Origin of the sequence: Rhodococcus sp. H-CA8f (assembly GCF_002501585.1) — a bacterium.
Classification (GTDB): domain Bacteria; phylum Actinomycetota; class Actinomycetes; order Mycobacteriales; family Mycobacteriaceae; genus Rhodococcus_F; species Rhodococcus_F erythropolis.
On record NZ_CP023720.1, the window covers coordinates 935,747 to 948,433 of the forward strand.

The following is a 12,687-nucleotide window of genomic DNA, read 5'->3' on the forward strand; positions in this document are numbered from 1 at the left end:
CGCACAGGGGGTGCTCCCACTCACCGGGAAGCGTTTCTGCACTTCGGCGGGCTACCTGCCACCGTTTCACCAACAGATTTTCATTCTGCCCAGGCACTCGCCGGGTAGCGAAACCAGAAAGCCGGAAAAATCATGGGTCAGGTTCTGGACAACATCTCACAGTTCGCCGACGAGATCCGCGCCGACGGAGTCGAGGGCGACAAGCTGATGCGCTTGACGGACGGCAGCGCGAAGCGTTTGCGCGACTCCGGCGTGATCCGGATGTTCCAGCCGAAGGAGTTCGGAGGCCTCGAGGCACATCCGCGTGAATTCGCCGAGACGGCAATGGCTATCGGCGCGATGGACGGTGCCACGGGCTGGGTCAGCGGCATCGTCGGTGTTCATCCGTGGGAGCTTGCGTTCTTCGACCGCAAGGCTCAGGAAGAGGTGTGGGGAACCGATCCCGATACGTGGATGGCGTCACCGTATGCGCCGATGGGCGTGGCGAGGCCGGTCGAGGGTGGGTACATCCTCAACGGTCGTTGGTCGTTCTCGTCCGGTACCGATCACTGTGACTGGATCATGATCGGCGCGATGGTCGGTGACGAGTCCGGTAAGCCGTTGATGCCGCCGAAGCACCTGCACGTACTGCTGCCGCGCTCCGATTACGACATCGACCAGGACAGCTGGAATGTCGTGGGCCTGCGCGGAACCGGGTCGAAGGATCTGATCGTCAAGGACGCGTTCCTGCCCACCTACCGCACGATCGACGCCGGAAAGGTGTACGACGGGACGGCGTGGAAGGAAGCGGGCCGTACGGAGACGTTGTACAAGTTCCCGTTCTCCTGCATTTTCCCGTTGGGGATCACTTCGTCGTTGATCGGTATCGCGGAGGGTGCGTTGGCGTGCAACATGGCGGCGCAGCGTGAGCGCGTGACGGTCAGTGGTGTTCCGATCAAGGAAGATCCGTACGTGCTGTTCGCGATCGGTGAGGCGGCGGCCGAGATCGCTGCTTCTCGGGCTGCGATCTTGGAGACGGTGGATCGTTTCTGGGACATGACCGAGAAGGGTCAGGAAGTTTCGTTCGAGCTTCGTGCGATCGGTCGGCGTACGCAGACTGCGGCGGCGTGGCGTGCGGTGCGGGCGGTGGACGAGATCTTTGCTCGTTCCGGTGGTGGCGCGTTGCAGTTGAACACGCCGATGCAGCGGTTCTGGCGTGACGCGCATGCCGGTCTCGCGCACGCGATCCACGTACCCGGTTCCATCTTCCACGCGTCGACGCTCTCGCAGCTCGGTGGCGAACCGCAGGGCATCCACCGCTCGATGATCTAGTCCCACAATCACTCTCGAAGCAAGGACGGTTAGGCATGACTGAAATTCGGGGCCTGGGGTATCTCAGGATCCAAACGCAGGACGTGGCTCGCTGGCGCGAGCTCGTGGTCGACGGACTCGGCCTCGCGGTCGGTAGTGGCCCGGAAGCCGACGGCCTCTACTTGCGCCTGGACGAGCGTCGTGCGCGACTGATTGTCCTGCCCGGTGAGACGGACAAGGCCCTCGCAGTGGGCTGGGAAGTGCGAGATCAGTTCGCGCTCCAGCGTGTTCGTGAAGAGGTCGAGAAGGCCGGAGTCGAGGTCGAGGTTCTTTCCGAGGTCGACGCCAGCTACCGCGATGCCGAGCAGGTCATCGCATTCGACGATCCCAACGGCAACCGTGTCGAGGTCTTCTTCGGACCGGTACTCGACCACAGCCCGTTGGTCACCCCGCACGGCGGCCGCTTTGTCACCGGTGATCAGGGACTCGGCCATGTGGTGCTTCCGGTTACGCGTTTCGACGAGGCGTACACCTTCTACACCGAGGTGCTCGGATTCCTCCCGCGCGGTTCCATCCGTCTCGGCGGAATCGATGCGCCGCCGCCGGCTCGCCGCGTTCGCTTCATGGGTGTCAACCAGCGCCACCACAGCCTGGCGCTGTGCCCGGCGCCGCCGGTTGACGAACCCGGTCTCGTGCATCTGATGATGGAAGCCGAGACTCTCGACGCCGTCGGTCAGGCTCTCGATCGTGTTGCCAAGCTCGGCTTCTCGATCTCCTCGACGTTGGGTCGCCACACGAACGACAAGATGGTCTCGTTCTACGTGCGCGCACCCGGTGGCTGGGATCTCGAGTTCGGTTGTGAAGGCACGCTTGTCGACGAAACCTTCTACACTGCTGAGGAAATCACGGCGGACAGCTACTGGGGCCATGACTGGTCCGACAGTGAACCGCTGGCCGCGTTCACTCCCAAGAGCTAGTTCTGACGCAACAAAAAAGCTCGGTCCCGACGCCTGTCGGGACCGAGCTTTTTCGTGTGCTCGATCAGGAAGCTGCTGCTGCCAAACCGGTTTCGAGGTCGGCGAGGATGTCGTCGATTCCTTCGATACCGACCGCGAGGCGGACGAGCCCCGGGGTGACACCCGAAGCGAGCTGCTCCTCGGGGGTGAGCTGCGAGTGCGTCGTCGACGCGGGGTGGATGACGAGTGAGCGAACGTCACCGATGTTGGCGACGTGGCTGTGCAGCGTCAGTGCGTTGACGAACTTCTTGCCTGCATCGACTCCACCGGCGAGCTCGAACGCGACGATAGCGCCGGTTCCCTTGGGAGCCAGCTGCTTTCCACGCTCGTGCCAGGGTGAGGATTCCAGTCCGGCGTACGCGACCGACGTGACTTCGGCGCGGCCCTCGAGGAACTTCGCGACCTTCTGGGCGTTGGACACGTGGCGCTCGATGCGCAGGCTCAGTGTCTCGATGCCCTGCGAGATGAGGAAGGCGTTGAACGGTGCGATGGCCGAGCCGAGGTCGCGCAGAAGCTGAACGCGTGCCTTGAGGGCGTAGGCGGGTGCACCGAGATCGGCGAAGGTGACGCCGTGGTAGCTGGGGTCGGGGGTCGTGAAGTTGGTGTGGCGTCCCTGGGTCCAGTCGAACGTGCCGCCGTCGACGATGACGCCGGCGATCGCGGTGCCGTGTCCACCAAGGTATTTGGTGGCGGAGTGGACGACGATGTCGGCGCCGTGCTTCAGCGGCTGAATGAGGTACGGAGTTGCAACCGTGTTGTCCACGATCAGCGGGATACCGTGCTCATGAGCGACTGCGCTGATGCCGGGGATGTCGAACACGTCGTTCTTGGGGTTGGAGATGGTTTCGCCGTAGAACGCCTTGGTGTTCGGACGGATCGCCTCACGCCAGTGATCGAGGTTGTCCGGGTCCTCGACGAAGTCGACGGTGATGCCGAGCTTGGGCAGCGTGTAGTGGAAGAGGTTGTACGTGCCGCCGTACAGGCGAGGGCTGGAGACGATGTGGTCCCCGGCCTCGGCGAGGTTGAGGATCGCGAAGGACTCGGCGGCCTGACCGGACGCAACCAGCAGAGCCGCGACTCCGCCTTCGAGAGCGGCGATGCGCTGCTCGACGGCGTCCTGCGTCGGGTTCATGATGCGGGTGTAGATGTTGCCCGGCTCGGCGAGGCCGAAGAGCGCCGCCGCATGGTCGGTGTTGTCGAAGACGTAGCTGGTGGTCTGGTAGATCGGAAGCGCTCGAGCGTTGGTAGCGCTGTCCGGGCCCTGTCCGGCGTGGACCTGCTTGGTTTCGAACGACCAATCGGCGGTCGGATCGGTGTCGACGGGGGTGTTCTCGCTCATGAATTCATACTCCGTGGTGAAGGTGGGTTGGTGCGGGTCAGGCGGTTTCGACGACTGTATGTACTGGGACGGGATTTCGGGTGAGATCGAGTACGGGGCAGTGGGCGTCGACCGTCTCCTGCAACTCGAGGTATCGCTCGCGAGTTTCCGGACCCGTCAGGGTCACCACGACGCGAACCTCGGAGAATCCCGGGCGGACGGCATCGTCGAATCCGAAGAATCCACGAACGTCGAGGTCGCCTTCTGCCCTGGCCGAGATGTCGTCGAGCGCGATACCGAGTTTGTCCGCCCACACACGGTAGGTGACCACCTGGCAGGAGAGCAGGGATGCGAGGTAGTACTCGACGGGATTGGCTGCGGTGTTCTCGCCGCCGAGGGCCGGCGGCTCGTCGACCTCGACGGTGTACTTACCGAGAGAAATGGTGCTGGCAACGGCGTCGTGCGCCTGAGCGGATGCCTTGAAGACGACGTGCGCTTTGCTTGCGTCCTTGTCGATGGCGTCGGCATTGGCTGCTACGACGGAACTCAGGTGCGAGATCGAAGCGGTGGTCATGACAGAAATGTCCCCTGATCTGGGTGTACATACGAGTATCGACGTGAGCGGCGCTCACGTCGTAGGTCCGATCAGTAGATCGGACACCCGGATGTACAGACGTGCGCAAAATCGACATGGCGTCGCCGCGTCAGCAGCGTGCCCGTCTCGTATGCGCCAATTCCCGTCACGGAAGAGACTGTAACCGGTTCCCACCCTTTCCGACCAGCCCTATAGGAAATCCGTCTCGGATCGTGGTCGCTCATGTGGGCGGCAGTCCGCTCCACTGCGGCGTCCGACGGCTCGCAAAAGCGTCGAGTCCTTCGGCGATGTCCGGCGATCGGAGCACCGCGTCCTTCGCGTCGTCGGTGATGGTCCATCCGGCAGTATCGGCCTCGGCGTAGAGAGCGTCGATTGCCTTCAGGCTCAGGCTTACCGAGGTCGGAGAGGACTCGCAGATCTCGGCCGCCATCACCAGAGCCTCGTCGAGCGCCTTACCCGGGGCAGTCACTGCATTGACGACGCCGAGATCTTTGGCCCGATCGGGATCGAGAGTGCGCCCGGTGATCAGGAGTTCGCGAGCGACATTGATCGGAAGGGCACGTGGCGCCCGAAAGAGCGCACCGGACGTCGCAACCAGACCACGTTTGGTTTCGGGTAGACCGAATTGGGCTGTGGCGGAAGCGACGATCAGATCGCAGGCCAATGCGATTTCGAAGCCGCCGCCCAGCGCGTATCCCTCCACTGCGGCGATCAGAGGCTTGTTTCGCTGACGCCGAATGACGCCGTACTCACCGCCGCGAGGCATGCGAAGGTCGGCTCGCTCTCGGATATCGGTTCCGGCGCAAAAGATGTTGGGGGTTCCGGTGATGATGCCGACCCACAGAGAAGGGTCGTCGTCGAGAAGGTTCAGTGCGGCTTCGATTCCCTCGGCAGTTTCACGATTGATCGCATTACGACGTTCTTCGCGTTCGATCCTGACGATGAGAACGCGGTCGTGGCGTTCTGTGGAAACAGTCGACATAATTGGACTGTAGTCCATCTATCGAAGGAGTGGTGCGTCAACTGGCGAGACCGACATTGGACACATTCCGGACTGTGGCGAAGACTGTGTCCTGAGGCGGAGAAAGGCAGGTCGACGTGATTTCCAAACGAGAACAGAACAAGCGCGATACCAACGACAGGTTGCTCTTAGCTGCTCGAATTCTGTTCTCGGCAAAGGGTTTCGCCAGCACGACCGTCGACGACATCGCCGAGCGAGCCGAGGTGTCGCGAGCCACCTTCTTCAATTACTTCCAGGGCAAGGACTCGGTTCTCGAGGCGCTGCACAGTGATCATCTCGATCAGCTTGCGGCACTGGTGGATCAGCTCATGGAATCTCCGATGCCGACCTCTGATCGGATCTCCCGGATTTTTCAGGACTTTGCGCAACAAGCGATCATGCATCCGCGCTATCTGCGCATGGTGACTGCAGAACTCGAGCGCGACTTCGCCTCCTCCGGAGCGGGGGCGGCACACGATCATCGGTTCCATGTGGAACTTCTGCGGATCGTCACTGCCGGTATCGAAGCCGGCGAAGTGAGATCGGACTACCCGCCGCTGTTTCTCGCGCAGATGATCGGCGGTACGTACGGAGCGTTGGTCCGCTTCTGGCGGCAAGACGCCGATTACGACGTGGTCGGCGAATTCGATCGCGGTGCCAGGTACGTCGCGGAAGGCATCGCTGCTCGCTGAGCCGACTCAGGACGTGGTGCCGGCTCAGGGTGTGGGCACTACCAGGGGCAGCATCTGCTGGACGCTCTCCGAAAGATAGTTCGCGGCAGTCTGATCACCGGACAGGTGGCGAAGAAGACTCTGCTGGAACAGGCCGTCGAAGATCGCGTACATCGCCGGCGAGGTGACCGAGGGCTCCACGTCGAGAAGCTCGGCATAGCGAGAGACGATGCGCCAGATCATGTTTTCGAGACTCTCGTCGATCGCGGCCACGTCGGTTCGGAACGACTCCTCGAACATCGACTGCGCGCGCAGGTCGTACCAGAGGCGGTGCATCGTCGGCTCGTCGATCATGGTCTCGGCGAGCAGCGCGCCGAAACCCGTTTTCAGTTCCTCCGGCGTCTGAGCGGTGGCGACGATGCCGTCGTAGCGGGTGACGCAGCGTGCCTTGTAGTGGCGCACGCAGTGGGTGATGAGATCGACCTTGTCGCTGAAGTAGTAGTGCAGGACGCCGTGGGAGAACTCCGAATTCTGGGCGATTTCGCGCAGGCTCGTGCGTGCGTAGCCCAGTTCGGCCAGCGTTTGCAGTGCGGCCTCGGCCAGTTGATCACGTCGCTCGGAGAATTTGTCGACCTGACGACGTGACACCTTGTCTGCGTTGGACCGCTTCTCCGAAGAGACAGGAACCGCCTTTTTTCCTGCCCCACTTGGCTTCTCGACTGTCGTGGTCACGATGGCACGTCCTGTTCCCTGCGGTTTCCACAGCGGCACGATCGCCGCGTCCGAATCAGTGTAACCCCTGGTCTTTGACGAGCGTGTAACAAAATCTTGACAGTCGTCAAGATTTCTCTTGACACTCGTCCAAAGTTGAATACTCTGTGACTCACACCACTTGGCAGCGTCGCTGTGAACGGTGGCATCGCGAGAGTCGTTTCAGTCATGGAGGCAGTCGAAAATGAGCGTGTTTGATCTCGAGGGACGAAAAGCACTGGTCACAGGTGGTGCCAAGGGGCTCGGAGCCGGAATGGCTGAGGCGTTGGCGAAGGCGGGGGCGTCGGTGATGATCGGCGATGTTCTCGAAGACGAAGGTCGTGCCACCGCAGAGGCCGTTGGTTCGGGCGGAGTCAAAACCGGGTTCGTAAAGCTGGACGTCACCGACGACGCCAACTGGGAAGAGGCAGTCGCCGCCACCGCGGAGACTCTCGGCGGCTTCGACATCCTCGTCAACAACGCAGGCATCGAGATTTCCTCGCTGGTGGTTGACCTCGATCCGGGCGACATCCGCCGTATGTGTGAGGTCAACATCCTCGGAACAGCGCTCGGAACCAAACACGGACTGCGCAGCATGCGTCCGGGTGGCGTAGCCGGAACCGGCGGCTCCATCATCAACATCTCTTCAGTGGCCGCAACCATTCCGTTTCCCGGGATAAGTGGATACTCCGCGACCAAGTCCGCGGTCGATCGCTTCACCAGAGTTGCCGCCGCCGAGTCGGGCAAGCTCGGCTACGGAGTCCGCGTCAACTGCATCTACCCGGGCCTCGTCGCCACGGAGATGGGTCTCGGACTCGCGGCGGACATGGAGAAGCTCGGCCTGTGGCCCAGTGCCGAAGCGGCAGTCGGCGACGTCATCGGTCTCACCCCGCTCGGCCGCCTTGGTGAAGTGAACGACATGGCTGACGCCGTGGTGTTCTTGTCCTCCGACGCCGCGCGATTCATCACCGGAATCGGCCTACCGGTCGACGGTGGTATGGGCATGTAACTGCCCTCCCCATTCGTACGTACACCCTTCTCACGTCTTCGAAAGGTTCCACGAACATGTCCGAAAAGAAGCCAGTCATCGTCTACGGAGTCTCCGGGTACACCGGCCGTCTGGTGTGTGAATACCTGCGCGAGTTCAACATCCCGTTCATCGCAGCCGGCCGCGATGCCGCTCGAATCCAAGAGGTCCTCGACAAGATCCCCGGTTTGGACACCGTCGATCACGAGGTCGTCGAGGTCGAGCACACGGTCGAGGCTCTGACCGAATTGTTCACCGGCGCACAGGTTGTCAGCAACATGGTCGGGCCGTTCATCAAGCTTGGCGGCACCGTCGTCGAGGCTGCGTTGAATGCCGGTTGCCACTACATGGACACCACCGGTGAGCAGGACTGGGTACTCGACGTCCAGGAGAAATTCGGCGACAAGTACCAGGAGAAGGGTCTGCTTCTCTCGCCCGGTATCGCGCAGATGTACACCACCGGTGAGATCGCGGCCAACATCGCACTGGAAACGCCGGGTCTCGATACGCTCGACATTCTCGTGCTGTGGAAGGGATTTCCCACCTACGCCTCCACTCAGACGATCTTCACCATCCTCAAGGCGAACTGGTACTACCTCGAGCAGAACAAGTACGTGCAGTGGGCGCCCGGCCAGACTTTCGACGTCGTCGTTCCCGGCCAGCACGAAACTGCGCTTGCATTGCCGTGGGGCGGAACTTGCCACCCCGTGTGGTTCAAGAACGATCCGCGAGTTTCCAACGTCAAGGCTGCGGGCGGGGTGTTCGACCGCACCGTGATGGAAGGTGTTGTCGCGACACAGAAGATCGTGGAGGAGCAGATCAAGACCCTGCCCGCCGACGAGCAGGAAGCCGCCTTGGCCGAGATCGCCGGTTCGGTTCAGGCGGGTATGCCCCCTCGTGAAAATCCGCGCATCAACACCTCACTCGACTCCGTCTACGCGTCGGGACCGCTGGGTCGCTCGCACGTCGTGATCCACGGAAACTGCAACTACAAGCAGACGGGCCTCCTGCACGCTTATGCAGCGCATTCGTTGCTTCAGCAGGCGCCCAAGAGGACCGGGCTTGCCTCGGCCTGCCAGGCGTTCGGCCATCGCGAACTACTCGGCGCGCTGCGTAGTTTCGGGCTGGCTCTGGAGCCGGAAGTAACCATCAACGCCTAGCTCGTCGCCCTCGTCATCATGTTCACGGCTCCCGGCGTGCATCGCGCCGGGAGCCCCGCCCTGGAGGCTCCCCATGCGTTTGACCGACTATCTCGACAAGGGAGCCTCTCTTGGTTCCACCGCACCGTGTTTGACGATGGGGGAGCGCACTCTCTCCTACAGTGAGGTGCAACAGTTCAGCCGACGCTTCGCAGCTTCGCTCGCTGCTTCGGGCATCGCGGCGGGCGAGAAGGTCGCGATTCTGTCCGGCAATGACCCGATCTCGTTCTCCTGCGTATTCGGTATCAGTAGGGCTGGCGCGGTCTGGTGCCCGATTAACCCTCGCAACGAAGCTGCGGAAAACCGAGACCTGTTGGATCTGTTCGATTGTCGTGCTCTCTTCTTCCAGAAGTCCTATGCGCCGCTCGTCGACCAGATCAAGGACGCGCTTCCACAGTTGGTGACGCTCGTCTGTATCGACGGCGAATGGGATTCGGCACAGTCCCTCGAAAGCTGGCTCGGGGAAGAAGAACTCGACGCCGCGGCGCCCGGCGACGTCACCATGCTGGTCGGCACCGGTGGTACGACGGGCCGCCCCAAGGGCGTGATGTTGACCGGGCACAACATCGAGACGATGACCGCAATCACTTTGATGAGTTATCCATTCGAGGGGCGCCCGGTGTATCTGGCGTTGGCGCCGTTGACTCACGCCGCCGGTGTTTTGTGCTTCCCGATCATGGCCCTCGGCGGCGAAGTGGTGATCATGCCGAAGCCCGATCTCGGGTACTTCCTCGCGAACGTTCAGAAGCACAAGGTGACTCACACCTTCCTGCCGCCGACGCTCATCTACATGTTGCTCGAGCACGAGGACCTCGCGGTAACGGATCGTAGCTCGCTGCAGTGTTTCTGGTACGGCGCGGCACCGATCTCCCCGACCAGGCTAGAGGAGGCGATCGACAAGATTGGACCGGTCATGGCTCAGCTGTTCGGGCAGAGTGAAGCCCCCATGATGATCTCGACGATGTCACCGAAGGAGCATTTCGGCCCGGACGGCACTGTCGCAACGTCACGACTTTCGTCGGCGGGTCGACCTTCGCCGCTGGTGACCGTGGGGATCATGGATGACAAAGGCGCGCTGCTCGGACGTGGCGAGCGTGGTGAGGTGGTGATTCGCAGTTCATTGGTGATGGCGGGTTATTACAAGAACCCCGACGCAACCGCGGAAGCGTCAGCCCACGGCTGGCATCACACCGGCGACATCGGGTACCTGGACGAGGACAATTTCCTGTTCATCGTCGATCGTGCGAAGGACATGATCATCACCGGCGGTTTCAACGTCTATTCGGTCGAGGTGGAGCAGGCACTCATGGCGTATCCGGGGATTCAGGACTGCGGAGTGATCGGGTTGCCGGACGACAAGTGGGGCGAACGTGTTGTGGCAGTGGTGCAGCCACACCTCGGCGCAGACATCGACGGCGCCGAGGTGATGGCTTTCGTGAAGTCTCGCATCGGAAGTGTGAAGACTCCGAAGCAAGTCATCGTCTGGGACGATCTACCTCGCTCCAAGGTCGGCAAAGTTCTCAAGAACGAGATCAAGAGCGAGCTGACTGGCTGAATACCCCCGGAACGCCTATGTTTCACCGCGCGGAGTGCCTGTCGAAACCGACAGGCACTCCGCCTTCTTGTCACCGCGGCCGGTCGATTGCTCACGAATCGAGTACCGATCATCGGGAATCGTGTCTGTGAAGTTCGAATCGCGACCCGCATCGTCTCTGTGTCAGCCATCACAATGATGTGTTCGAATGAGTACGAGGTGAATCATGCGTCACGAAAGAACAGTCACCGAGCAACTTCCCCTTCCGGCCAGGACCGTCCGGAAGGTCATGCTCCGCTTCATGCCGGTCATCGGATTGGCATACATCGTCCTGTATCTCGACCGATTGAACATCGGCGTTGCAGCATTGACGATGAACAAAGAACTCGGAATATCGGCCTCGATGTTCGGGTTTGCGGCCGGAATCTATTTCTGGAGTTACACGATCTGCGAACCCCCCAGCAACTACATCCTCACAAAGGTCGGTGCGCGGCGCTGGATCACACGAATCATGATCACGTGGGGCGTGGTCACCATCGGAACCGCGTTCGTTCAGGGTGCCAGCGGATTGGTGGCAGCACGATTCCTGTTGGGTATTGCCGAAGCAGGCTTTTCGCCCGGCATGCTGTTCTTCGTCTCGAAGTGGTTCCCGAATCGGGATCGAGGCAAAGCAATGGCGTGGATCGTGACCTTCATCTGTATCTCCGGCCTGGGTACTCCGATCACCACACACCTGATGGCTATCGACGGCTTTCTCGGGCTTTCCGGATGGCGATGGGTATTCATTCTCACCGGCGTCCCCGCCGTGGTCATGGCGTTTGTGATCTACAAGGTTCTGCGGGACAAGCCTTCCGAGGCGGAGTTCCTCTCCGAGGAAGAACGCGGTTGGCTCGCCGATACGCTCGAGTCGGAGGCGCAAGAGCGCGAAGCGGTCGTCGGTAAGCACAGCTTCCTCCAGGGACTCGTGCACCCACGAGTACTGGTGTTGATCGCCGTGTTCATCTGTTTCACCTTCAGCCTCAACGGTTTCCAGATTTGGATGCCGCAGATTTACGCGCAATTCGGGATGAGCACCAATCAGATCGGATGGGTTGCCGCACTACCTGCACTGATTGCGATCGGACCGATGATCTGGTGGACGCGCCATTCGGACCGCGCCGGAGAGCGCCCCGTGCACTTCGCCATCGCCGCATCGGTCGCAGCACTCGGTTTTGCTATTGCTGCGCTGTTCTTCACCACACCGGTTGTCGCCATCTTCGGATTCTGCATCGCCGGGATCGGTCTCTACAGTTCGATGAGCATCTTCATCACCATGCCTTCGAGCTTCCTTACCGGCGCTGCCTTGGCGGCAGGTTTCGGTGTCATCAACGGAATGGGTAACCTCGGAGGCTATTTCGGTCCACAGGTCACCGGCTGGATCAAGGACGCGACCAACAGTTTCACACCGGCAATCGGGGTGTACTCCGCGGTGCTGGCGACGGCAGCATTGATCGTGCTGCTGCTCAAGGTGATCACCAGAAAGGCCGACAAGGCCAACGCCCAACTGACTCTGGATTACCGGGCGGAGCGCGACGCCGGAACCTTGGTTGCACCTGAGCAGGTTTGAGCCGAGTCTCGGCCCGGAAGATTCCCGATCAACGGGAATTCTTCATTCTTCAGGCGAGCATGCGCAGGACATCATCACTTATCAGGATCACAGTCGTCGACCGTGGTTTCGTCGGCAACGAACAAACGAGGACTTCGTGAGTAGATACTTCGGGCCTTTGCGCCAATTGGGTTTTGTGGTCAACGACATCGACAGTGCGCTGAAGCATTGGATCGACGTTGTCGGCGTTGGCCCCTTCTTCTTCGTGGAGGACCAACCGTTGAACGACTTCGTCTTCCGTGGCAAGTCGAGTGCGCCTCGATTCAGTGTGGCGCTCGCGCACAGCGGAAGCGTGCAGATCGAGCTGATTCAACAACACAACGATGAGCCGTCGGCATTTCGCGAGTTCGCCGATCGCGGGCTCGAAGGACTTCAACATGTTGCCTACTGGACAACGGATTTCGATCGATATATGGAGGAATCCAAGAACCGAGGGCTCGTCGAATTGCAGAGTGGTAGGTCCGGTAGTGGCGCTCCGGACGAGCGATTCGTGTACTACGAGGACGGCCCGTATCCGGGAACAGTCATCGAAATCTCGGAGGTCAGCGGAAGGAAGGGTGATCTGTTTCGCGCAGTCGAGGCTGCATCGAAGGAGTGGGACGGGTCGAATCCCATTCGCGACATGAGGAAGGTGCTGTAGTC

Annotated in this window: 12 protein-coding genes; 8 read left to right on the forward strand and 4 right to left on the reverse strand. The window is 61.1% G+C overall.

Going from position 1 to position 12,687, the window contains the following annotated elements; genetic code table 11:
- Window positions 1-132 precede the first annotated feature (132 nt).
- Window positions 133-1,311 carry an acyl-CoA dehydrogenase family protein gene (locus CPI83_RS04505; protein WP_003940250.1) on the forward strand — a complete coding sequence of 393 codons (1,179 nt, stop codon included), beginning with the start codon at window positions 133-135 and terminating at the stop codon, window positions 1,309-1,311.
- Window positions 1,312-1,346: 35 nt separating this feature from the next.
- Entirely contained in the window at window positions 1,347-2,267 is a 921-nt protein-coding gene (bphC, locus tag CPI83_RS04510) for a biphenyl-2,3-diol 1,2-dioxygenase (RefSeq protein ID WP_020909199.1), read from the forward strand.
- A 64-nt stretch (window positions 2,268-2,331) separates the two neighbouring features.
- On the opposite strand, the gene CPI83_RS04515 is transcribed toward bphC, so the two are convergent.
- From CPI83_RS04515 to CPI83_RS04525, 3 genes are all read right to left on the reverse strand, one after another.
- On the reverse strand, window positions 2,332-3,645 hold the full coding sequence (locus tag CPI83_RS04515) for a bifunctional o-acetylhomoserine/o-acetylserine sulfhydrylase (protein ID WP_019745377.1): 1,314 nt from the start codon (window positions 3,643-3,645) through the stop codon (window positions 2,332-2,334).
- A gap of 37 nt (window positions 3,646-3,682) precedes the next feature.
- Entirely contained in the window at window positions 3,683-4,198 is a 516-nt protein-coding gene (locus tag CPI83_RS04520) for an OsmC family protein (protein WP_019745376.1), read from the reverse strand.
- Window positions 4,199-4,439: 241 nt separating this feature from the next.
- Complete coding sequence (locus tag CPI83_RS04525) at window positions 4,440-5,201, reverse strand: enoyl-CoA hydratase-related protein (protein WP_029537047.1); 762 nt, start codon at window positions 5,199-5,201, stop codon at window positions 4,440-4,442.
- A gap of 116 nt (window positions 5,202-5,317) precedes the next feature.
- On the opposite strand from CPI83_RS04525, the gene CPI83_RS04530 reads away from it, so the two are divergent.
- Entirely contained in the window at window positions 5,318-5,911 is a 594-nt protein-coding gene (locus tag CPI83_RS04530; RefSeq protein ID WP_019745374.1) for a TetR/AcrR family transcriptional regulator, read from the forward strand.
- Between the two features lie 24 nt (window positions 5,912-5,935).
- On the opposite strand, the gene CPI83_RS04535 is transcribed toward CPI83_RS04530, so the two are convergent.
- The gene (locus CPI83_RS04535; RefSeq protein ID WP_070386443.1) at window positions 5,936-6,622 is read right to left on the reverse strand and encodes a TetR/AcrR family transcriptional regulator; all 687 of its coding nucleotides are present in this window, start codon (window positions 6,620-6,622) and stop codon (window positions 5,936-5,938) included.
- Between the two features lie 223 nt (window positions 6,623-6,845).
- On the opposite strand from CPI83_RS04535, the gene CPI83_RS04540 reads away from it, so the two are divergent.
- From CPI83_RS04540 to CPI83_RS04560, 5 genes are all read left to right on the forward strand, one after another.
- On the forward strand, window positions 6,846-7,649 hold the full coding sequence (locus CPI83_RS04540; RefSeq protein ID WP_019745372.1) for an SDR family oxidoreductase: 804 nt from the start codon (window positions 6,846-6,848) through the stop codon (window positions 7,647-7,649).
- A 56-nt stretch (window positions 7,650-7,705) separates the two neighbouring features.
- Window positions 7,706-8,827, forward strand: coding sequence for a DUF5938 domain-containing protein (locus tag CPI83_RS04545; RefSeq protein WP_019745371.1), 1,122 nt, complete (start codon window positions 7,706-7,708; stop codon window positions 8,825-8,827).
- A 73-nt stretch (window positions 8,828-8,900) separates the two neighbouring features.
- Window positions 8,901-10,421 (forward strand): AMP-binding protein, encoded by a 1,521-nt coding sequence (locus tag CPI83_RS04550; RefSeq protein WP_029256300.1) that lies wholly within the window; start codon window positions 8,901-8,903, stop codon window positions 10,419-10,421.
- A gap of 205 nt (window positions 10,422-10,626) precedes the next feature.
- Complete coding sequence (locus tag CPI83_RS04555) at window positions 10,627-12,006, forward strand: MFS transporter (RefSeq protein ID WP_020909195.1); 1,380 nt, start codon at window positions 10,627-10,629, stop codon at window positions 12,004-12,006.
- A 136-nt stretch (window positions 12,007-12,142) separates the two neighbouring features.
- Window positions 12,143-12,685: a VOC family protein gene (locus tag CPI83_RS04560; protein WP_020909194.1), complete on the forward strand. Its 543-nt coding sequence runs from the start codon at window positions 12,143-12,145 to the stop codon at window positions 12,683-12,685.
- The last annotated feature ends 2 nt before the right edge of the window (window positions 12,686-12,687 follow it).